Consider the following 20858-nt stretch of genomic DNA (forward strand, 5'->3'; position numbering starts at 1 on the left):
ATAAGCCATATTGACTTCGGGGGTGGCTTCGCCGCATAGTAGGCTTATGTTGCATTGCAGTATGTGCGCATTGCGTGCGTGCGGCTGCGCCACCCCGCCTCCGAGGAGTTCATCGTCATGGCCACCGTGAAAGCCAAGCCCGCCACCGCCACCGCCACTCCCGCCGTCAAGGCTCCGGCCCCCAAGGCCGTCAAGGCGACCGCCGCTCCCGTTTCCGCTCCTGCTCCCGCTCCCGTCGCGGCGCCCGCCGCCGTTTCGGCCGACGCGGTCAAGAGCATCGAGGAGGCCGTCGCCGTCGGCAAGGAGACCATCGAGACCGTGGTGAAGGCCTCGGCCGACGCCGCCGTCAAGGGGTATGACAAGGCCGCCAAGGGCTACGACAAGGTGGTCGCCCTGGGCAAGGAGCAGGTCGAGGCCGCCGTCGCCGTCGGCAAGGAGACCATCGAGAGCGTGGTGAAGGCCTCCGCCGAGGTCGCCACCAAGGGCTACGACAAGGCGGTCGCGCTGGGCAAGGAACAGGTGGACGCCGCCGTCGCCGTCGGCAAGGAAAGCATCGACACCGTGGTCAAGGCCTCCACCGCCGCCGCCGCCAGGAGCTTCGACAAGGCCGTCTCGCTGGGCAAGGAGCAGGCCGAGGCCGCCGTGCAGGCCCAGACCGTCGCCTACAGGGGCTACGAGGATGTCCTGGCCTTCGGCCGCGAGAACATGGAGGCCATGGTCGCCGCCGGCAACATCCTCACCAAGGGCATGCAGGATATCGGCAAGGCCGTGCTGGCCGTCACCCAGGCCGCCATCGAGGACAACGTCGCCGCTTCCAAGGCGCTGCTGAACGTCAAGACCCTGGACGAGCTTATCGACGTGCAGACCAATGCCGCCAAGTCCAATGTCGACAAGGCGGTCCTGGAGACCGCCCGCATCACCGAACAGTCGGTGAAGTTGGTCGAGGACGCCCTGGCCCCGATCGGCAAGCGGGTCGGCGCCGCCGTCGAGAAGTTCGTCAAGGCCGCCTGAACCGGCGTTTCTTCGTTACGGAACGGCCCGGCGGGACTCCCGCCGGGCCGTTCGCGTTTGGCGGCGAAATTCTTGCCGGACGCGGAAGAGGTCTTTTCCTCGGCCATCCGCACCCAATATGATATGGGTGTAGCGAGAGCATACCTGAGCAATCGAGGCGATGAGCGACGACAAGCGCAACGACGACGGCATTCAGACCGGGGTGGTCATCAAGACCCGTCCCAAGACGAAGAAACCGTCCATGTACAAGGTTCTGATGCTGAACGACGACTACACTCCCATGGAGTTCGTCGTTCATGTGCTGGAGCGATTCTTCAGCAAGAATCGCGAAGAGGCGACGCAGATCATGTTGCATGTTCATACCCGAGGCGTCGGTATCTGTGGCGTATTCACCTACGAGGTGGCCGAGACCAAGGTCACGCAGGTGATGGATCTGGCTCGCCAGAACCAGCATCCGTTGCAGTGCACGATCGAGAAGGAATAGACCTAGAAAGGATCGGCCCATGCTGTCGCGCAATCTGGAGCAGACCCTCCACCGAGCCTTGTCCCACGCCACCGAGCGGCGGCACGAATATGCGACGCTGGAGCATCTGCTGCTGGCCTTGACCGAGGATCAGGACGCCGTGGCCGTGCTCCGGGCCTGCAACGTCGACCTCGACAAGCTGCGGCGCGATCTTGCCGATTTCATCGACACCAGCCTGGTCGACCTGATCAATCCGCGCGGTGTCGAGCCCAAGCCCACCGCCGGGTTCCAGCGGGTGGTGCAGCGCGCCGCCATCCATGTCCAGTCGTCGGGCCGCGAGGAAGTCACCGGCGCCAACGTGGTGGTGGCGCTGTTCTCGGAACGGGAAAGCCACGCCGTCTACTTCCTGCAAATGCAGGACATGACCCGTCTCGACGCCGTGAACTACATCAGCCACGGCGTCGCCAAGGCCCCCGGCCGCGGCCAGAGCCGCACCGTCCACGGCGCCGACGAGGAATCCGGGGCCGACAAGGTGGTGAAGAAGGGCCAGGACGCGCTCAACGCCTATTGCGTCAACCTCAACAAGAAGGCGCTGGCCGGCAAGATCGATCCGCTGATCGGCCGCGACGAGGAGATCGACCGCACCATCCAGATCCTGTGTCGCCGCTCCAAGAACAACCCGCTCTATGTCGGCGATCCCGGCGTCGGCAAGACCGCCATCGCCGAGGGCCTCGCCCGGCGCATCGTCAAGGACGAGGTGCCCGAGGTGCTGGCCAACGCCACCATCTTCGCGCTGGACATGGGGGCGCTGCTGGCCGGCACCCGCTATCGCGGCGACTTCGAGGAACGCCTGAAGGCGGTGGTGACCGAGCTGGAGAATTACGACGGCGCCATCATGTTCATCGACGAGATTCACACGGTGATCGGCGCCGGCGCCACCTCGGGCGGCTCCATGGATGCGTCGAACCTGCTGAAGCCGTCGCTGGCCTCGGGCACGCTGCGCTGCATCGGCTCGACCACCTACAAGGAATACCGCAATCACTTCGAGAAGGACCGCGCCCTGGTGCGCCGGTTCCAGAAGATCGACGTCAACGAACCATCCATTCCCGATACCATCAAGATCCTGAACGGCATCAAGACCTACTACGAAAGCCACCACAAGGTCCGCTACACCCCCGACGCCATCAAGGCGGCGGTGGAGCTGTCGGCCAAGTACATCAACGACCGCAAGCTGCCCGACAAGGCCATCGACGTCATCGACGAGGTCGGCGCGTCGCGGATGCTGCTGCCGGAATCAAAGCGTCGCAAGACGGTGACGGTCAAGGACATCGAGGACGTGGTGGCCAAGATCGCCCGCATCCCCCCCAAGAGCGTATCGACCAACGACATGGCGGCGCTGAAGACCCTGGACCGCGACCTGAAAACCCTGGTGTTCGGCCAGGACAAGGCCATCGAGGCGCTGGCCTCGGCCATCAAGCTGGCCCGCGCCGGCCTGCGCGAGCCGGAGAAGCCCATCGGCTGCTATCTGTTCTCCGGCCCGACCGGCGTCGGCAAGACCGAGGTGGCGCGCCAGCTTGCCCGCATCATGGGGATCGAGCTGACCCGCTTCGACATGTCGGAATACATGGAGCGCCATTCGGTGTCGCGGCTGATCGGGGCGCCGCCCGGCTATGTCGGCTTTGACCAGGGCGGCCTGCTTACCGACGCCATCGACCAGCATCCCCATTCGGTGCTGCTGCTCGACGAGATCGAGAAAGCCCACCCCGACCTGTTCAACATCCTGCTCCAGGTGATGGATCACGGCCGCCTGACCGACCACAACGGCAAGGTGGTGGATTTCCGCAACGTCATCCTGATCATGACCACCAATGCCGGCGCCGCCGATCTGGCCAGGTCGGCCATCGGCTTCGAGCGGGCCTCGCGGGAGGGCGACGACACCGACGCCATCAACCGCATGTTCACCCCCGAATTCCGCAACCGGCTGGATTCCATCATCGGCTTCGCCAATCTGACGCCGGAAATCGTCTCGCAGGTGGTGGACAAGTTCATCATGCAACTGGAAACCCAGTTGGGCGACCGTGACGTCACCATCGAACTGACCGACGAGGCCCGCGCCTGGCTGGCCCGCAAGGGCTATGACCGCTCGTTCGGCGCCCGGCCGCTGGCCCGCGTCATCCAGGAGCACATCAAGAAGCCGCTGGCCGAGGAATTGCTGTTCGGCAAGCTGGCCAAGGGCGGTGTCGTCCGCATCAAGCTTGGCGAGGACGGCAAGCTGAGCTTCGACTGCATCGCGGCGCCGCCCCACCGGCCGGCCAAGTCGCCGGTCGAGGAACTGGTGGGATAGGCGGCGGTCATGCCCCGGGACGCTGGCGGCGGCGGTGGCGGCGGACGGCCCTATGCCAGACTGAACGTGCTGGGCGGGCCGCTGGAATCCTGCTCGGAACGGCCGGCGACCGGGTTCTTCCGCAACGGCTGCTGCGACACATCGGCCGAGGACCTGGGCAGTCATACCGTCTGCGTGGTGCTGACCGCCGAGTTCCTGGCCTATTCCCGCCGGATGGGCAACGACCTGTCGACGCCGATGCCGGAATTCGGATTTCCCGGATTGCGGCAGGGAGACCGCTGGTGCCTGTGCGCGCCGCGCTGGCAGGAGGCGTTCCGGGACGGCATGGCGCCCAGGGTGGTCCTGGAGGCCACCCACGCGGCCGCCCTGGAATACTGTTCCCTGGCCGACCTGAAGCGTCATGCCGTCGAAAGCCGCTGATACGCTTCGCCCAGCCGTATCTTGCAACCCTGAGTCCATTGCTTTCCGCCCAGGACCATAGTATGGGGGTGTGAAAGAGGAGGAGGGAATGGACAGGGCTGGGCGGATTCTTCTGGTCGACAATTCCCGCGCCTATTCCGCCATCGTCGCCGGGACGTTGTCGGAACGGCTTGGTTTTTCCGTCATCCTCGCTGACAGTCTGGACGGCGCCCGGAAGGCCCTGGAGTCCGGCGACGACGGGATCATGCTGGTTCTCAGCGGTCTGGTCCTGCCCGATGCCGACGAGCGGCAGGTGGTGGATTTCTTCGTCGGTCGGGGGCTGCCGCTGGTGGTGGTCAGCGGCGTGTTCGACACCGGCATCCGCGAACGCATCCTGGCGCGGCCGGTCATCGACTATGTCCTGAAGGACAATCCGGCCAGCGTCGATTATCTGGCGTGGCTGGTCGAGCGGATCGCCCGCAATCGCGATCTGACCGCCCTGGTGGTCGATGATTCCCGCAGCTACCGCATGCAGATAAGCAGTCTGTTGCGGCTTTACGGCTTCTCCGTGCTGGAGGCCGACGACGGCGCCAGGGGGCTGGAGCTGATCCGGGACAATCCGCATATCCGGCTGGCGGTCATCGACTATCAGCTTCCGGGGCTGGACGGCATTCATCTGGTCCGCCGCATCCGCGCCATTCATCCCCGCGATCGCCTCGCCATCATCGGGATATCGTCCAGCCAGTCGAGCCGAGGGCCGATCTCGGCCCAATTCATCAAGAGCGGCGCCAACGACTACCTGAACAAGCCGTTCCTGCCCGAGGAGCTGTTCTGCCGGGTGTCGCAGAACGTGGAGAGCCTGGAAAGCATCGCGGCGCTGCGCACCCTGGCGACCACCGATTACCTGACCGGGCTGAGCAATCGCCGATCGTTCTTCGAGATCGGCCCGCGCCGGCTGGAAACCCTGGTCCAGCAGGGAGAGGGGATGTCCGTCGCCATGATCGACATCGATTTCTTCAAGCGCATCAACGACGGCCACGGCCATGAATGCGGCGACGCCGTGCTGGTGGAGGTGGCGCGGATATTGGCCGCGTCCGTCCGCGCCGGCGATCTGGTGGCGCGGTTCGGCGGCGAGGAATTCTGCATCCTGGCCGCCGGTCTGGCGGGAGACGCCGCCATGGCCTTCTTCGAGGGTATTCGGGCGGCGGTCGAGGCCGCCGCCATCGTCTTCAACGGCGCCCACATTCCGGTGACCATCAGCGTCGGGCTGTGCCCGGTGGCCCAGGACAGCCTGGGGGTCATGCTGGCCCAGGCTGATGCGGCGCTCTATCGGGCCAAGCAATCCGGCCGCAACAAGGTGGAGCGGGCCTGATCAGCCGCGTACCGTCGACAGGAAGCCATCCACCTCGCGATCCAGCGTCGCCGCCGGTCCGGCCAGATCTTCCGCCGCCCACATCACCGCGATGGCCGATCCGCAATAGCGGGCGGCCGACTGGGTCACCGCCGCCACCCCCTCGCTGACGATCCGGGTGTCGGCGATGACTTCGTCGACACAGCCGCTGATGCGGCGGGTGACGTCGGATTGGCGGCTTACCGCCGCCGAGACCTGGGCGGCGATGTCGTCCATGCGGCGGATGGCGCCGCCGATGGAATCGATGGCCGAGACGGTGTCGGCGGTGGCGGCCTGGATGGCGGCAATCTGCTCGGCGATCTCCCGAGTGGACTGGGCGGTCTGTTGCGCAAGCAGCTTGACCTCGCCGGCGACCACGGCGAAGCCCTTGCCGGCTTCTCCCGCCCGTTGGGCCTCGATGGCGGCGTTGAGCGCCAGCATGTTGGTGCGGCCGGCGATCTCGGATATCAGCGAAACCACCCGGTCGATACGGCCGGCGACCTCGGACAGGCTGTGAATCCGGTCGGTGGAACGGTCCAGTTCCAGCACGGCGCCTTGGACGATCAGCGACGCCTGGCCGGCGCAGCGGGTGATGTCGTCCACCGACAGGCCCAACTCGTCGGCGGCCTCGGCCACCTTGGCGACGGTCTGGCGGCACTGGTTGGCGGCCTCGGCCACCGTCAGCGATCCGTTCTCGCCGGAATCGATGCGGGCCGCCATCCGTTCGGCGGTTTCGCGGATGGCGACCGAATTGGTGGCCACCATGTCCGAGGCGCGCTTGACCGCATCCTCGAACGAATTGGCCAGCGACAGCAGGCGGGTGCGGTTGGCCGCCTCGGTCTCGGCGCGGATGGAATGCTGCTCGGCCTGGAGGCGGACCATGGCGATGGCGTTTTCCTTGAAGACGGCGACGGCGCGCGCCATCTCGCCGATTTCATCCTTGCGGCGAATGCCGGGAACGGCGACGGCGTGGTCGCCGTTGGCCAGATGCTCCATGGCCGACTGAATCCGGCGGATGGGCTGGCTGATGCTGCGCGCCAGCACCAGGCAGGCGATCATGAACGAGATGGCCGCCAGCGATCCCACCACCGCCACCATGCGGCTGGTGGCGCGGCGCTCGGCGTCCTGGGCGGCGATGGCGTCGGCCATGCCCTGGCGAGTGAAGCCGAGTATCTGCTGCATGGCCGGTTGCAGCGCCCCGACCCCGGTGCGCAGCCCGGCCAGTTCGGTGGTCAGGGCGCGCGTCCCCTCGGCGAAGGCTCGAAGATCGGCGGCGTAGATCACCAGCAGCTTGCGGAAATCCTCGCGGGTCGAGGCGGGGAGCGGCGATCCGTCAATGGCAAGGTCGAACTGGGTGACCATGCCCTGATGGCGTCTGAGCGAGGCTTCCTCCCCGTACAGCATGAAATCGCGCTCGGCCAGCCGCAGGCGCGCCATCAGAAAGGACATCGGGCCGACATTGGGCCATTGGGCCAACTCGCTCTCGATCGCCTTGGTCGAGGCGTTGAGCTGGGCCCGGAGTCCCTGATCCTCGGTCAGGCCGAGGGCGGCCGATTGCGCCACCACCCGCTCGAATCCGGCCGCGATGGCGCCGACCTCGCTGCCTGCCCGGTTCGCCGCCTGGGTCATCGGGCCGTCCGCCGCCAGTTTCGTCACCGTATCCAGCCGCCGGCGCATCTGGTCGATTTCGCGGCGGAACGAGTCCGCGGTCGCCATGTCGCGTTCGCGCACGAACAATTCCTGGAGGTTTTGCAAGACGGCGGCGCCGGCCCGGACGTCGCCGGCCAGATCGTTCAGGCGGCGGTAATTGTCCTGGGCGGCCAGCATGGATTCCATATGCCGCTCGGCCAGATGGGTGACGGTGCCGTAGGTCGCCGCCGCGACCAGCGCCATCAGCACCAGCAGGCCGAACCGCAGGCGGATCGGCATGTCGCCCAGCAGCGCCATGTCGCCGCTGTCCCAGCCCTGCCGCAACCGTCGCGGCAGGGAAAGGCGGCCGGAAAGTCCGGATATCTCCGCGGTAACCGTGTCCAGATTCACCGTGCTTGCCTTTCTCTCGATGGTGCCCCTCCGGGGGGCACTATAGGGATGAAGCGAGACACTTCCGTGACCGCGATGTGACGGTTCTGTTACCCGCGAAACACGTCGTGCAGGCGGGCGAGTCCCAGCATGCGGTCGACTTGGCCGCGCGCCGCGTCCAAGGTGACGATTCCGTCATGGCGCCGTGCCGCGTCGCGGGCGTGCATCAGCATGCCGAGGCCGGCGGAATCGATGAAGTCCACATGGGCGAGGTCGATCACGACCCGCTTGGCCTTGCGGCTGCCGATATGGGAGAGAACCTGACGGAAACGGGGGTTCTCGGCGAAGGTGAGGCGGCCGCGCAGCGTCACCCGCAGGGCGGCGGCGGCGGGGTTGAATTCGAATTCCATGGGGTCCTCCCGGAAGTGCCTATGCATCCCAGGCAGGTAGCAGATCGGCCGGATGCCGGCCAGTGACAGCTTCGTGTCATCATTTGCCCGATTGCGTCGGCCGGGGCGTGGCTCCATGATCCCGGCCATCGTTCAGCCGTCATCGGAAGCATCATGCAGCTTTTCCTCGAAGCCCTGTTCCTTGGCCTCATCGAAGGCCTGACCGAGTTCCTGCCGATCTCCAGCACCGCCCATCTGCTTTTGGTGGGCGAGATGCTGGGCTTCGACGGCCCTCCCGGCAAGACCTTCGAGATCGTCATCCAGCTGGGCGCCATCCTGGCGGTCTGCGTTGTCTACCGCAACAGGCTGTGGGGCGTGGCGCGCAGCCTGGACAAGCCGGACTCGCAAGTCTTCGTCCGCAATATCCTGCTGGCGTTCCTGCCGGCGGCGGTGATCGGCGCGCTGGCCTACAAGCACATCAAGCAGATGCTGGACATGCCGCTGGTGCCGGCGGTGGCGCTGGTGGCGGGCGGCTTCGCCATCCTGGCCATCGAGCGGCTGGTGAAGCGATGCCGCGTCCAGCGCATCGAGGACATGTCGCCGGCCATGGCCCTGGCGGTCGGTTTCTGCCAGGTGCTGGCCATGGTTCCGGGGGTGTCGCGGTCGGGGGCGACCATCATGGGGTCCATGCTGTTGGGGGTGGAACGCCGCGTCGCCGCCGAATTCTCGTTCTTCCTGGCCATTCCCACCATGGCGGGGGCCACCGCCTACTCGCTGTACAAGAACTGGTCCAGCCTGTCCTTCGACCATGGCGCCGTCATCGCCGTCGGCTTCGCCGCCGCCTTCGTCGCGGCCATGGTGGCGGTCAAGGCCTGCATCGGCATCATCGGCCGCTATGGCTTCGCGCCGTTCGCCTGGTACCGCATCGTCTTCGGCTCGCTGATGATCTGGATGGTCCTGTCCGGATGACGGACAGAAAAAGGGCCGCCGGTTTCCCGGCGGCCCCAGTCGATGAATGCCCTCGTCGGCTTAGTGCGAGGCGGCTCCTTCGGCACCCAGGCCGGTCTCGGACCGGATCGCCTGGGCTTCGAAGGCGGCACGCTCCGCCTGGGCGCTGGGGCTGTTGTCGAGCACCGAGAACAGCCACGAGAAGAAGAAGGCGGCCGGCACCGAGAACAGGGCCGGATAGGCGAACGGGAACAGCGCTTCCTTGAAGCCGAAGCTCTGCACCCACACCGCCTTGGACAGCACCACCATGATCACCGACATCAACAGGCCGATGACGCCGCCGAGGACGGCGCCGCGGGTGGTGAGGCCGCCCCAGAACATGGACAGCACCAGGACCGGGAAGTTGGCCGAGGCCGCCACCGAGAAGGTGAGCGCCACGATGAACGCCACGTTCTGCTTCTCGAAGATCAGGCCCAGCAGCACGGCGATGACGCCGAGACCGATGGACGAGATCTTGGAGACGGTCACTTCCTTACCTTCGGTGGCATGGCCGTGCATGATGACGCTGGCATACAGGTCGTGCGAGATCGCCGACGCGCCGGCCAGGGTCAGGCCCGACACCACCGCCAGGATGGTGGCGAAGGCCACCGCCGAGATGAAGCCGAGGAACAGGTTGCCGCCGATGGCGTGGGCCAGCCACACCGCCGCCATGTTGTTGCCGCCCTTGAGGTCGAGCGCGCCGACACCCTTGACCAGGTATTCCGGATTGGTGGCGACCATGGTGATGGCGCCGAAGCCGATGATGAAGGTCAGGATGTAGAAGTAGCCGATGAAGCCGGTGGCGTAGAACACCGATTTGCGGGCCTCGCGGGCGTCGGGAACGGTGAAAAAGCGCATCAGGATGTGGGGCAGGCCGGCGGTGCCGAACATCAGGGCCATGCCCAGCGAGATGGCGTCCACCGGATTGGTGACCAGGGCGCCGGGGGCCATGATGGCGGTCTTCTTGGGATGGACCTCGATCGCCTTGACGAACATCTTCTCGAACGAGAAGCCGAAATGGGACATCACGCCGAAGGCGATGAAGGTGGCGCCGCCCAGCAGCAGGCACGCCTTGATGATCTGCACCCAGGTGGTGGCGACCATGCCGCCGAAGGTGACGTAGACCATCATCAGCGCGCCGACGATCATGACGGCGTAGACGTAGTCCATGCCGAACAGCAGCTTGATCAGCTGACCCGCGCCGACCATCTGGCCGATCAGGTAGAAGATCACCACGATCAGCGAGCCGGTGGCCGCGAAGGTGCGGATCGGCATGCGGGCGAGGCGGTAGCCGCAGACGTCGGCGAAGGTGTACTTGCCCAGGTTGCGCAGGCGCTCGGCGATCAGGAACAAGATGATCGGCCAGCCGACCAGCCAGCCCACCGAGAAGATCAGGCCGTCATAGCCCGAACCGTAGACCAGCGCGGAAATGCCCAGGAACGAGGCCGCCGACATGTAGTCGCCGGCGATGGCCAGGCCGTTCTGGAAGCCGGTGATGCCGCCGCCGGCGGCATAGAAATCGGCGGCGGTCTTGGTGCGGCCCGCCGCCCAATAGGTGATGCCCAACGTCGCGCCGACGAAGATCACGAACATGATGATGGCGTGCCAGTTGGTGGGCTGCTTGGTCGCGCCGCCCATGTCGGCGCCGGCCGCCAGGGCGGCGGTGCCGAGAAGCGCCATGCCGCCGAAGGCCAGCGCGGACGCGATTGCGGTGTTTGTCGTCTTCATCAGCGGGATTCCTCGATGATCTGGCGGTTCATGTCGTCGAACTCGCCATTGGCGCGATAGACGTAGACGCCGGTCAGCGCGATGGCGCTGAGGATGACGCCGACGCCGATCGGGAAGCCGATGGTGGTGACGCCGCCCTCCGACAGCAAGGTGCCCAGCCACGCCTTGTTGAAGGCGATGATGAGGATGAAGCCGAAATAGATGATGAGCATGGCCGCCGACAGCGTCCATGCGAAGGCGTTGCGCTTGCGGACCAGCTCGGCGAACTTCGGATTGTTCCGAATGTGATCGACGCTGGCGAGATGCGCAGCCGTTGGTTGATTTGATGAGCTCACTTTGACCCTCCACTTTCTATCGCCGGATACCGGTGGCGATGGGTGTTTTCGGATGCCGGTCTTACCGCCGGTTTCTATCCTTTGAGCTTGCGGGGTGCTTGCGCACTCATTGCATGCAGGCCATGCGTCCCCCGCCTAGCTCAAGCGAGGCGTCTATTAACACCCGGCATCGAGTGCGTCAACACCAATGGCGTAGTGCCTTAGTTGTTGGTTGGTGTATTGTAGTGAATTCGACGTATTTGTGTTGTCGATCCGGTGCTTTATTTAAAGTAAATTGTAGTAAATGTATTGTTTATGCTTGATAACATCGAAGTTACATTTACTATGGCGTCTAATCTGTCCTGGAGTGCCGTATTGATCTCATAGTAATTAACTTTATGTATTCTAATGGGTAATTTCGTGGCGTATTGGCCCGTATTCGCAGGTGCACAAAAAATGCCAGAAATCCGTTGAAATATCCCGATTGGTCACTATCGTGAGCGCGACATGAGTGATATCGCCGCCCTGGCCAGGATCGACAGCTTCCCCTATCGCCATCGCCTGCGCGAGGTGATGAGCACTCCGGTGCTCACCGCCCCGGGGGGGCTCGCCCTTTCCGAGGCGGTCCGCATGATGTACGAGGCCAGGGTCTCGTCCATCGTCGGCGTCGACGGTTTGGGGCGTGCGGCCGGCATCTTCACCGAACGCGACCTGCTGCGCCTGCTGTCCAACGATGGCCCCGGAGCCCTGGAACTTTCGCTGGACGAGACCATGACCCGGCCGGTGGCGGCGGTTCCGGCCGACGCCTACGTCTATGTGGCCCTGGCCCGGATGACCCGCATGGGGCTGCGCCATCTGGTGGTGGTCGATGCCGACAGCCGTCCGCTGGGCATGATCACCGGGCGCGCCCTGCTGAAGGTCCGCGCCACCGAGGCGCTGGTGCTGGGCGATTCGGTGGAGAACGCCGCCGGCCCCGACGAGATGAGGGGCGTGCTCGGCAACCTGCCCCGGCTGGCGCGTTCGCTGCTGGCCGAAGGCGTCGGCGCCCGCAACATCGCCTCGGTGATTTCGCTGGTGCTGCGCGACATGACGGCGCGGGCGGCGGAACTGGCGGAACTGTCGCTGCATGACGACGGCTGGGGACCCGCTCCCGCCCGTTACGCAGTGCTGATCCTGGGGTCGGGCGGCCGGGGCGAGAGCCTGCTGGCCTTCGACCAGGACAACGCCATCGTCCATGCCGGCCGGCCTGGCGACGACGCCTGGTTCGCCGAACTGGGGCGGCGCCTGAACGAGACCCTGCATGCCGCCGGCATTCCCTTCTGCGACGGCGGCGTGATGGCGCGCGAGCCCAAGTGGCGCAAGAACCTGGAGCAGTGGCGAAGCGAGCTTCACGACTGGGTGTTCGCCGTCGAGAACCAGACGGTGCTGAACTGCGACATCTTCTTCGACTTCCAGCCGGTATGGGGCGACCATGCCGTGGCGGAGGAACTGCGCGCCATCGCGTTGGAAAAGGCGGCGCAATCGGCCTTCTTCCTGCGCTATCTGGCCCAGAATGTCGCCAGCATGGGCGGTTCCATCGGTCTGTTCGGCAACTTCGTCACCCGGCAAGGCCGCCTGAACGCCAAGAAGTTCGGGTTGCTGCCGCTGGTCAGCGCCGCGCGCATGCGGGCCATCCGCGCCCATGTGCCGGCGACCGGCACCGACGAGCGCTTCGCCGCCCTCAGGGATGCCGGCCTGCTGCACGAGGACGATCTGCGCGACTTCATCGAGGTGCGGGAGCTGGTTCTGCGCGTCATGCTGGAACAGCAGCTGGCGGATATCGCGTCCGGTCTGCTGCCCTCGGCCGATATCGATCCCAAGCGTTTCGACAAGCGGACCCGCATCCGGCTGCGCTGGGCGTTCAAGCGCCTGGAGAGCCTGAAGCAGGCCTGCGGCGTCAACGGCTGAGCCGGCCCCATGCGCGACATCGCCGGCAGCCTCCTCTCCCGCCGCTCCCTGTTTCGGGAAGACCTGGCGGCGCATTGCGCCGCCCTCGGTGGAAGCAGGCCGCGCTCTCGCCCGGCGAGGCCGTGATGCGTCTGGAAGCCTTGCTGGAAATGTCGAGGAACGCGGCCGACCGGGGCCGTTTCGACGACGCCATCCGTCATGCCGAGGCGGCGATGGCGGCGGCGCCGGGCGGAGCGGCGGCGGCGGTTCAGCTCTCGACCCTGCTGCGCCAGCGCTCCCGCGCCGACGAGGCCGTCGGGGTGTTGCGGGCGGCGCTGGCCCACGATTCCGGCCGGGCCGATCTGTGGAACCATCTGGGGCTGGCCGAGCGCAACGCCAACCGGCCTGACGCCAGCCTGGAGGCCTTTCGCCGGGGGGCGCGGCTGGAGCCCGGCAATCCCTGGACCTTCACCAACATGGCGTTCGGCCTGCTGCGCGAGCCGGGTCCGCGGGCGGCCGAGACCTTCGCGCCGCTGGGGCGGGCCTCGGACCCGGCCGAGATCGGCCTCGGCCTGTTCTGCGACCGCTTTCCCCACACCTATGGTTTCCTGACCCAGCAGTTCAACACCTATCTGGACAGCTTCCCCGATTGCCGGGTCTACAGCTATGGCCGCAAGGTGATGGAGCCGTGGGCGGCAGACCAGTTCGAGGAGGCGGCCCAGGCCTGGACGGCGCTGCATGGCGGCGACCGCTCGCGCGTCCACCAGCTGCTGCCCGGCCTCGGCCCCGCCGGCGCCCCCGGCGACGCCCATCATGCGCTGGCGTCGCTGGCGGACGGGCGGTTCCGCAAGCCGCGCCTCGCCCATTGCATCTTCGCCATGAATGCCGACCTGTTCCGGCCGCTGTGGGAGACGCTGGGGATTCCCTTCACCTTCACCCTCAATCCCGGCGGTGGTTTCCGCCTGAACGACCCCTATTCCGACGAGCGGCTGCGCAGGGTGTTCGCCTCGCCCATGTTCCGCCGGGTGATCGTCACCTATCAGCGCACCCGCGATTACATCGTCGAGCGCTTCCAGGTTCCCGACGAGCGTATCGTCCTGATTCCCGGCACCATCGTGATGGAGCGCTTCCTGGCCGCCCATGTCCGGCCCAAGCGGATGTTTCCGGCCGACAAGGACACCCTGGACGTCTGCTTCGTCGGCATCCGCTATTCCCCCACCGGCGCCGACAAGGGCTATGACCGCTTCATCGCGGCGGCGGCTCTCCTGGCGGAGCGTTTCCCCCATCTGCGCCTGCACGTCATCGGCAATTTCGACGCCGGCACCGTGGACGTGTCGGCGCTGGACGGACGGATCGCGTTTCACGGCCGGCGCGATCAGGCCTGGATGGCGGAATTCTATTCCGGCATGGACGCGGTGGTGTCGCCCAATGTGGCCGATCAGCTGGCCCTGGGGGCGTTCGACGGTTTTCCCGTCACCAGCTGCATCGAGGCCGGCATGTGCGGCGTCGCTCTGTTCGCCACCGATCCCATGGGACTGAACCGGATGATCGGGCCGGAACGGCATTACGTACCCATCGCCGACCGGCCGGCCGAGATCGCCGGAACCCTGGCCCGATGGCTGGCCGACCCGCCCCGGCTTTACGCCCTGGCCGAGGCCGGCCGGAAGCGCTTCGCCGAGGTGTGGGGCGAGGCGGCCCAGATGGCCCCCCGCGTCGGGCTGATGCGGCGCTGGCTGGCGGAGGTCACACCGTGAAGCGCTTGACGTAGCGTCCGGCGATGTCGGCGGTGTTGACCACCACCAGCACGTCGGTGGTGTTGAACTGATGGTCGATCACCGCGCCGTCGCCGATGACGCCGCCCAGGCGCAGATAGCCCTTGAGCAAGGGCGGCAGCGAGGCCAGCACGCGGCGGGCTTCCCATTCCGAATCGATGGTGGCGAAATCGACCCGGTCCCGGTGGGGCAGGGCGCGGCCGCGCAGTTCGGGCGGAGCAAGGTGATTGTCGCGCAGATAGGCCAGTTGCGGCGCCAGGATGGCCGGATCGGTGCCGGGCAGGCTGCCGCAGCCGAACAGAGTCTTGATGTCGTTGTCGACCATGTAGGCCGCCAGACCCTGCCACAGCATTTGCAAGGTGCCGCGATGGCGGCAGCGGGCGTCGACGCAGGACCGGCCCAGTTCCAGAACCTCGCCGGGGCTGTCGGCGAAGGGCGACAGGTCGAACTCGCCGGCCGAATAGAACCGGCCGACCTGGGCGGCGGCATGGCGGCGGATCAGGCGGTAGGTGCCCACCACCTCGCCGTCCACCAGGGCCAGCAGATGGTCGCAGACCTGGTCGTAATCGTCGAAGTCCAGTTCCAGCGCCCGCATGGCGGCGCTGGGGCGGGCTCCCATCTCCTCGTAGAACACCCGGTAGCGGATGCGCTGGGCGGCGGCGATCTCGGCCCGGCTTTCGGCCAGACGGACCTCGACGCCGTCGCCGGAAGCGGGGGCAAGCGCGTGGACGGCCGTACTCTGGTGGGTCATGGCTCACCTCGGCTGATGGATGGGGGTGGGGGCGGTTCTCGGGTGCTCCGCATGAACGCCGTCATGCGTTTGCCGGTATCTGCCCGATCTCTGATAACGGAGCTGTGGTCTCCACTCATGGATCGTCATATAACGTGAAGACTTGTTTGAAGGGGGTGAAACAATTATTACAGTCGCAGCCCTCAAGCTTATTTCCTGGGGCACTGGTTTTTCAGCAGGGAGTCCACATGGCCGAGTCTCGCATCGCCTCCGTCGAAGGTTTCCAGTTTTCGTTTCATCCGGAAGAGCCGGAAACCCCGGTGCGCAAGGTCCAGTATCGCTGGGTGGTCAAGGATTGGGTCTGTCAGGTCGAATACAAGGGCGACTGGTCGGTCTTCACCTTGCACGAATTCAATGACGGGGTGTTCGAGCCATCGGCGGTCCAGGGGGTGTTCAGCGACTTTGCCGGCGCCGCCGCCGTCGAGGTCACCAGTCGCTGGCTGGAACGCCGCATCGAGGAAAAAACCGCCCGTATCCAGCGGGAGCGCATCGTGTTCCTGGGGGCGCTGGCGGTGGTCGCCGCCCTTGGCCTCGCCGCGGTCTCGCTACGCTGACGGTGCATCCCCATATAAGGGGGGATCAGTGCGTTCGGAGGGCTTCCCATGTCATTGTTCGGGCCCGGCAAGACGGTGATGGTGAGCGAGGCCGAGGCGCTGCCCGGCCGCGCGGCGGCGATGGCGGCGCCCGGACGCCATGTCGTGCTCGGCGCCGCCATGGCCCCGCCCTTTCCGGACGGCATGGCGGTGGCGGTGTTCGGCATGGGGTGCTTCTGGGGAGCCGAGCGGCTGTTCTGGCCGATGCCCGGGGTCCATGTCACCTCGGTCGGCTATGCCGGCGGCTTTACGCCAAATCCCACCTATGACGAGGTCTGCACCGCCCGCACCGGCCATGCCGAGGTGGTGATGGTGGTGTACGATCCGGCCGTGACCGGCTACGAGGCGCTGCTGAGGCGGTTCTGGGAGGGGCACAATCCCACCCAGGGCATGCGCCAGGGCAACGACATCGGCACCCAGTACCGTTCCGTCATCCTGGTGACCTCGCCCGAGCAGGAGCGACTGGCCGGAGAGACCCTGGCGCTCTATCAGGAACGGCTGAGCCGTTCCGGGTTCGGCGCCATCACCACCCGAATCGCCGCTCTCGGCCCCTATTATTGGGCCGAGCCCTACCATCAGCAATATCTGGCGCGCAATCCCGGCGGCTATTGCGGTCTGGGCGGAACCGGGATTCGCCTGACCGTCTGACAGTCCGATCTATGTTGTAAAAGGAATCGCCGGCCGGGGGGCGATTCATTCGGATGGTAGCGGTCGGTGACGAAAACGACACAATGAAACCCGCGCCACCATATCCTGATTTGGATAAAATCAAGACTTTGCCAAGGTCTCTCGTTGCAACGGGAGTCCGTCTATGCTTAAGGTATTCGAGGCGGATGGGGCGACCCTGATCACTGGGGGCTTAGAGGACTGGGGGCGGGGTCGTGAATTCGGCTCTTCGGGGAGCGACTTGAAACGGGCCTGGGTTGTTTGACTGTCGGCCGACGAGACATCATGGATGAACCGCGGACATGAAGCCGTATATCGTCGCCATATTCAATCAGAAGGGGGGCATTTCCAAGACCACCACCAGCACGAACCTTGCCGTCTGCCTGGCCGCGTTCGGCAAGTCGGTGGTGGTGATCGATCTCGATTCCCAGGGCGATTCGACCAAGAGCCTCGGCATAGACCCCAAGATCAAGCAGGGCATCTTCGACCTGTTCATCGGCCATGTGCCGGTGCACGAGGTGATGGTGCCTACCGTGTTCGAGGGCGTCAGGGTGCTGCCGTCGACCTACAGCCTGGCCGGCATCGAGATCAAGTTGTCGGAATTGCAGAATTCACAACGGACCCTGTCCACCATCCTGGCCCAGACCGAACTGGACTGCGACTACGTGGTGATCGATTGCCCGCCGGCGCTGGGCATCCTGCCCATCAACGCCCTGGCCTCGGCCCATGCCGTCATCATTCCGGTCACCGCCACGCCTTATGCCAATGACGGATTGCTGCGGACCCTGCCGTCCATCAAGTATGTGCAGGAGGGGTTGAACAAGAACCTGCTGCTTCAGGGCGTGCTGTTCACCATCAACGACAAGACCAAGACCACCCGCAAGATCAACGAACTGATCCGCTCGCGCCTGGGCGGGACGGTCTACCGCACCGAGATCCCCCGCGACAACACGGTGATCGAGGCCGCCACCGCCCGCCTGCCGGTCTGCGTCTACGGGCCGAAATCGGCGGCGGCGCAGGCTCACCTCGACTTCACCGAGGAATTCATCGACCGTCACGTCTCCATCGCCGCCAAGGTCGGCGAGACCATCGCCGGACGGCTGCCCCGCGAGCAGGCGATCGAACGGCTGTTCCGCTGGCAGTCGCAGAACGCGGTGTCGATCGGTCCCGATGGCGACGAGCGCCTGCGCCAGAAGAGGGACCAACTCGACCGCATGCTTTATGGCGACCGTAGCCGGGCCGAGCGATGGCATCTGGCGCTGGTTCACTTCTTCATAGATAATCGTTTGTCGCTGGCGGCGTTCCTTCTGGTGATGCTGATCGGCCTGATCGCCCTGCTTGGAGCCGGCTTCGAGGGGGCGCGGCGGTTGGCCGAATTGCTGGGATTCGGGTGACGGGACGATTGGGGGGGAGTTTGGTGGCCGAACATGGTGTCGAGAGTCTGGCGGGAGTGGTCACATTCCGGTTATGCGGCCAGACCTTCGGACTGGCGGTCGGCGATGTGCGCGAGGTGGTTCCCGTCGCCTGGCTCGACCGGCCGCCGCGCATGCCCGGCATCGTCCAGGGGGTTCTCAATCTTGCCGGAACGGCGATTCCGGTCCTGCGGCTCGACCGCCTGCTGGGTCTGGAGGACGGTCGCTACGGCATTGACGCCTCCATCCTGGTGATGCGCGATTCCGGGGATGCCCGTCCGCTGGGGCTGCTGGTCGAGCATGTGGACGGCGTCCGCGCCGCCGAGGCCTTCTCCCCGCTCGGCATGCCGGAGGCGCAGTCGTTCAACGGCTGCGTCGTCGACCAGCTGGCCGCCGATGGCGGCATGGCCTATCTGCTGTCGTGGCGCAACGTCCTGCTGGCCGAGGAGCGGGCGCGGCTGGCCGATTTCCAGGCCTGCGCCCAGGAACGCTTGGCGGCGCTGGCGGATGATCCGCCCCGGGACGGTTCGGCGTGACGGCGGGAGGCGAACCGGCGGGGCCGGCGGTTGGGGACATTCTTGCCGATTTCACCTTCGCCTCGCTGAAGGCCATGGTGATCGACGCCACCGGCATGGCCTTCTACGCCGACAAGAGCGAGGACCTGGCCAGGATATTCCAGCTCCGCATGGGTCTGGTCGGCGCCGCCGACTGCGCCGCCTACCTGGAGCTGCTGAAGGCGCCGAAGTCCGAGGATTGCGAGATGGACGCGCTGGTGGCGGAACTGACCATCGGCGAGACCTACTTCTTTCGCCACAAGGAGCAGTTCGACGCCCTGAGGGACGTGATCCTGCCCGACGTGATCGAACGCAACCGGCCGTTCCGCCGCCTGAGGATATGGAGCGCCGGCTGCGCCACCGGGCCCGAGCCCTATTCCATCGCCATCATGCTGGAACGGGAATTCGGCCACCGCATCGCCGACTGGCATGTCACCGTGCTGGGGACCGACATCAATCAGAAGTTCCTGGCCCGCGCCCGCGAGGGGCGCTACGATTCATGGGCGTTCCGCACCATGCCCGACGACATCCGGGCGGCCTGCTTCACCCCGGTCGGCGGCCAGTGGCAGATCAATCCGGGCTTCAAGCGCTTCGTTAAGTTCCAGTACCACAACCTGATCAAGAGCCGGTTTCCGTCGATCATCGACAACATCGCCGGCTTCGACGTCATCATCTGCCGCAACGTCATCATCTATTTCAGCCCGGAAACCATCGAATCGCTGATTCCTTGCTTTCACGAGACCCTGACCGATGGCGGCTGGCTGATCATGGGACACGCCGAACCCAACCAGCACCTGTTCCGCAGGTTCAAGACCGTCAATACCCCCGGCGCCGTCCTCTATCAGCGGTCCGATCGACATTATCAGGCATCCGCGCCGCCGCTCGCGCCGACGCCGCCTCCCCCGCCGTCGCCGTCGCCGTCGCTGGTGCTGCCGCGCCTGACGGCGCTCGATGTCGCCCGCGAGCCGCCCCGCCGCCCGGAGACGGCGGCAGGCCGGCCTTCGCCGAAGGCCGCCACGCCGAGGCCGGCTCCTTCCCCGTCTCTTCCGGTCCCGCCGCCATCTCCCCCGACCGGCGGCGGCGAGGGCGTGTCCAGGATTCGCGAACTGGCCGATTGCGGCCAGTGGGAGGCCGCTGCGGCGGCTTGCGACACGCTGCTGAACGCGACGCCCCTGGACGCCTGGGCTCATTTCTACCGCGCCATGATCCACGAGCAGGTCGGCGAGGCCGAACTGTGCGAGAGGTCATTGCGGCGCGCCATCTATCTCGACCGCAAGCTGGTCCTGCCTCACTATCACCTGGGGCTGTTCCTGCTGCGTCGCGACGATGCGGCGGCGGCGGCCAAGGCGTTCCGCAATGTCCAGGCCCTGTTGCGGGACCGGCCCGACGACGCCCGGGTGGCCGATACCGACAAGATCACGACGGGACAGATGCGCGAGGCGGTGGAGATGCACCTTAAGCTGATCGGAGAGCCCTGATGACCACCTCCCGCGATGAGCTGGCTTCGGCTTCGTTGCGACGGCGGTTGCAGGCGCGCATCGAGTGGGGCGGCAATGACCGCGATTCCAACTTGAATACCGCCCTGCTGAAGGCCCGGGCCCTGCGCCTGGCCCGCCCTCGCGACGTCGCCGCCGAACGGGAGTCCGGCATTCAGGTGCTGAGCTTCCGCATCGCGGCCGAACGCTATGCCCTGGCGCTGTCCTGCCTGTCCGAGGTCATGCCGCTGACCGCCTGGACGCCGGTGCCCGGCCAGCCGCAATACCTGCTGGGGATCACCAATCTGTGGGGCGAGATCCGGCCCGTTCTCGACCTGCATTCCCTGTTCGGGCTGGAGCCCCCCGGCGCCTCGACGCGCTGCTGGGTGATCTTCGTGAAGCATGGCCGGTCCGAGGTCGGTCTTCGCGTCGAGGGGCTGGACAGCATCAGGGCCATCGACCCCGCCGGTCTGACCGATCCGCACATCTCGGGGAACGGCCTTCCCCAGCGCTTTATCAGGGGTATCGGAGCCGATACCTTGATCCTGCTCGATATCCCCCAGATACTCGCTCTCGATGTCCTGAGGGACAGTCGCGCCGACGCCACCAGCGCCCCATGAAGGAAG

Annotated in this window: 19 protein-coding genes; 14 read left to right on the forward strand and 5 right to left on the reverse strand. The window is 66.0% G+C overall.

Features of this window, described 5'->3' with window-relative positions; all coding sequences use genetic code 11:
- Positions 1 to 117: 117 nt before the first annotated feature.
- From MTBSS4_RS14800 to MTBSS4_RS14820, 5 genes are all read left to right on the forward strand, one after another.
- On the forward strand, positions 118 to 1011 hold the full coding sequence (locus MTBSS4_RS14800; protein WP_173984175.1) for a phasin family protein: 894 nt from the start codon (positions 118 to 120) through the stop codon (positions 1009 to 1011).
- Between the two features lie 160 nt (positions 1012 to 1171).
- Entirely contained in the window at positions 1172 to 1495 is a 324-nt protein-coding gene (gene clpS / locus MTBSS4_RS14805) for an ATP-dependent Clp protease adapter ClpS (RefSeq protein ID WP_173984176.1), read from the forward strand.
- Between the two features lie 19 nt (positions 1496 to 1514).
- Positions 1515 to 3818 (forward strand): ATP-dependent Clp protease ATP-binding subunit ClpA, encoded by a 2304-nt coding sequence (clpA, locus tag MTBSS4_RS14810; RefSeq protein ID WP_173984177.1) that lies wholly within the window; start codon positions 1515 to 1517, stop codon positions 3816 to 3818.
- Positions 3819 to 3827: 9 nt separating this feature from the next.
- Positions 3828 to 4238 (forward strand): DUF2237 family protein, encoded by a 411-nt coding sequence (locus MTBSS4_RS14815; protein ID WP_173984178.1) that lies wholly within the window; start codon positions 3828 to 3830, stop codon positions 4236 to 4238.
- Between the two features lie 88 nt (positions 4239 to 4326).
- Positions 4327 to 5589, forward strand: coding sequence for a diguanylate cyclase (locus tag MTBSS4_RS14820; protein ID WP_173984179.1), 1263 nt, complete (start codon positions 4327 to 4329; stop codon positions 5587 to 5589).
- Here MTBSS4_RS14820 and MTBSS4_RS14825 read toward each other — a convergent pair whose 3' ends face one another.
- Positions 5590 to 7647 carry a methyl-accepting chemotaxis protein gene (locus MTBSS4_RS14825; RefSeq protein WP_254432571.1) on the reverse strand — a complete coding sequence of 686 codons (2058 nt, stop codon included), beginning with the start codon at positions 7645 to 7647 and terminating at the stop codon, positions 5590 to 5592. It lies immediately after the preceding gene.
- An 89-nt stretch (positions 7648 to 7736) separates the two neighbouring features.
- On the reverse strand, positions 7737 to 8036 hold the full coding sequence (locus MTBSS4_RS14830) for an STAS domain-containing protein (protein WP_173984180.1): 300 nt from the start codon (positions 8034 to 8036) through the stop codon (positions 7737 to 7739).
- Between the two features lie 153 nt (positions 8037 to 8189).
- On the opposite strand from MTBSS4_RS14830, the gene MTBSS4_RS14835 reads away from it, so the two are divergent.
- Positions 8190 to 8984, forward strand: a complete 795-nt coding sequence (locus tag MTBSS4_RS14835; protein WP_173984181.1) for an undecaprenyl-diphosphate phosphatase — start codon at positions 8190 to 8192, stop codon at positions 8982 to 8984.
- Between the two features lie 60 nt (positions 8985 to 9044).
- Here MTBSS4_RS14835 and MTBSS4_RS14840 read toward each other — a convergent pair whose 3' ends face one another.
- Positions 9045 to 10682, reverse strand: a complete 1638-nt coding sequence (locus tag MTBSS4_RS14840; RefSeq protein ID WP_368667792.1) for a cation acetate symporter — start codon at positions 10680 to 10682, stop codon at positions 9045 to 9047.
- A 47-nt stretch (positions 10683 to 10729) separates the two neighbouring features.
- Complete coding sequence (locus MTBSS4_RS14845; protein ID WP_173984183.1) at positions 10730 to 11065, reverse strand: DUF485 domain-containing protein; 336 nt, start codon at positions 11063 to 11065, stop codon at positions 10730 to 10732.
- Between the two features lie 486 nt (positions 11066 to 11551).
- Between MTBSS4_RS14845 and MTBSS4_RS14850 the strand changes: the two genes are divergently transcribed.
- Both MTBSS4_RS14850 and MTBSS4_RS14855 read left to right on the forward strand, forming a co-directional pair.
- Positions 11552 to 12991, forward strand: coding sequence for a DUF294 nucleotidyltransferase-like domain-containing protein (locus MTBSS4_RS14850; RefSeq protein ID WP_173984184.1), 1440 nt, complete (start codon positions 11552 to 11554; stop codon positions 12989 to 12991).
- Positions 12992 to 13116: 125 nt separating this feature from the next.
- Entirely contained in the window at positions 13117 to 14724 is a 1608-nt protein-coding gene (locus MTBSS4_RS14855) for a glycosyltransferase (protein WP_173984185.1), read from the forward strand.
- On the opposite strand, the gene MTBSS4_RS14860 is transcribed toward MTBSS4_RS14855, so the two are convergent.
- Positions 14714 to 15493, reverse strand: coding sequence for a GNAT family N-acetyltransferase (locus MTBSS4_RS14860; RefSeq protein WP_173984186.1), 780 nt, complete (start codon positions 15491 to 15493; stop codon positions 14714 to 14716). The genes MTBSS4_RS14855 and MTBSS4_RS14860 overlap by 11 nt on opposite strands.
- A gap of 227 nt (positions 15494 to 15720) precedes the next feature.
- Between MTBSS4_RS14860 and MTBSS4_RS14865 the strand changes: the two genes are divergently transcribed.
- The 6 genes from MTBSS4_RS14865 to MTBSS4_RS14890 all read left to right on the forward strand — a co-directional run bounded on the left by MTBSS4_RS14865 (position 15721) and on the right by MTBSS4_RS14890 (position 20852).
- A complete protein-coding gene (locus MTBSS4_RS14865; protein ID WP_173984187.1) occupies positions 15721 to 16086 on the forward strand; it encodes a hypothetical protein in 366 nt (121 codons plus the stop codon).
- Between the two features lie 48 nt (positions 16087 to 16134).
- Complete coding sequence (gene msrA / locus MTBSS4_RS14870; protein ID WP_173984188.1) at positions 16135 to 16773, forward strand: peptide-methionine (S)-S-oxide reductase MsrA; 639 nt, start codon at positions 16135 to 16137, stop codon at positions 16771 to 16773.
- Between the two features lie 320 nt (positions 16774 to 17093).
- Positions 17094 to 18185, forward strand: coding sequence for a ParA family protein (locus MTBSS4_RS14875; RefSeq protein WP_173984189.1), 1092 nt, complete (start codon positions 17094 to 17096; stop codon positions 18183 to 18185).
- A 23-nt stretch (positions 18186 to 18208) separates the two neighbouring features.
- Entirely contained in the window at positions 18209 to 18739 is a 531-nt protein-coding gene (locus MTBSS4_RS14880) for a chemotaxis protein CheW (RefSeq protein WP_173984190.1), read from the forward strand.
- Positions 18736 to 20235: a protein-glutamate O-methyltransferase CheR gene (locus MTBSS4_RS14885; RefSeq protein WP_254432572.1), complete on the forward strand. Its 1500-nt coding sequence runs from the start codon at positions 18736 to 18738 to the stop codon at positions 20233 to 20235. Before MTBSS4_RS14880 ends, MTBSS4_RS14885 begins: the two co-directional genes overlap by 4 nt.
- On the forward strand, positions 20235 to 20852 hold the full coding sequence (locus MTBSS4_RS14890; protein WP_173984191.1) for a chemotaxis protein CheW: 618 nt from the start codon (positions 20235 to 20237) through the stop codon (positions 20850 to 20852). Before MTBSS4_RS14885 ends, MTBSS4_RS14890 begins: the two co-directional genes overlap by 1 nt.
- The last annotated feature ends 6 nt before the right edge of the window (positions 20853 to 20858 follow it).

This window comes from Magnetospirillum sp. SS-4 (genome assembly GCF_902729425.1).
In the GTDB taxonomy this organism is placed as follows: domain Bacteria; phylum Pseudomonadota; class Alphaproteobacteria; order Rhodospirillales; family Magnetospirillaceae; genus Phaeospirillum.

Coding starts and splice junctions, on each gene's coding strand:
- MTBSS4_RS14850 (WP_173984184.1), top strand. CDS start 11,552: ATGAGTGATATCGCCGCCCTGGCCAGGATCGACAGCTTCCCCTATCGC.
- clpS (WP_173984176.1), top strand. CDS start 1,172: ATGAGCGACGACAAGCGCAACGACGACGGCATTCAGACCGGGGTGGTC.
- MTBSS4_RS14865 (WP_173984187.1), top strand. CDS start 15,721: ATGGCCGAGTCTCGCATCGCCTCCGTCGAAGGTTTCCAGTTTTCGTTT.
- MTBSS4_RS14840 (WP_368667792.1), bottom strand. CDS start 10,682: ATGGCGCTTCTCGGCACCGCCGCCCTGGCGGCCGGCGCCGACATGGGC.
- MTBSS4_RS14820 (WP_173984179.1), top strand. CDS start 4,327: ATGGACAGGGCTGGGCGGATTCTTCTGGTCGACAATTCCCGCGCCTAT.
- MTBSS4_RS14875 (WP_173984189.1), top strand. CDS start 17,094: ATGAAGCCGTATATCGTCGCCATATTCAATCAGAAGGGGGGCATTTCC.
- msrA (WP_173984188.1), top strand. CDS start 16,135: ATGTCATTGTTCGGGCCCGGCAAGACGGTGATGGTGAGCGAGGCCGAG.
- MTBSS4_RS14855 (WP_173984185.1), top strand. CDS start 13,117: ATGCGTCTGGAAGCCTTGCTGGAAATGTCGAGGAACGCGGCCGACCGG.
- clpA (WP_173984177.1), top strand. CDS start 1,515: ATGCTGTCGCGCAATCTGGAGCAGACCCTCCACCGAGCCTTGTCCCAC.
- MTBSS4_RS14815 (WP_173984178.1), top strand. CDS start 3,828: ATGCCCCGGGACGCTGGCGGCGGCGGTGGCGGCGGACGGCCCTATGCC.
- MTBSS4_RS14830 (WP_173984180.1), bottom strand. CDS start 8,036: ATGGAATTCGAATTCAACCCCGCCGCCGCCGCCCTGCGGGTGACGCTG.
- MTBSS4_RS14835 (WP_173984181.1), top strand. CDS start 8,190: ATGCAGCTTTTCCTCGAAGCCCTGTTCCTTGGCCTCATCGAAGGCCTG.
- MTBSS4_RS14860 (WP_173984186.1), bottom strand. CDS start 15,493: ATGACCCACCAGAGTACGGCCGTCCACGCGCTTGCCCCCGCTTCCGGC.
- MTBSS4_RS14890 (WP_173984191.1), top strand. CDS start 20,235: ATGACCACCTCCCGCGATGAGCTGGCTTCGGCTTCGTTGCGACGGCGG.
- MTBSS4_RS14800 (WP_173984175.1), top strand. CDS start 118: ATGGCCACCGTGAAAGCCAAGCCCGCCACCGCCACCGCCACTCCCGCC.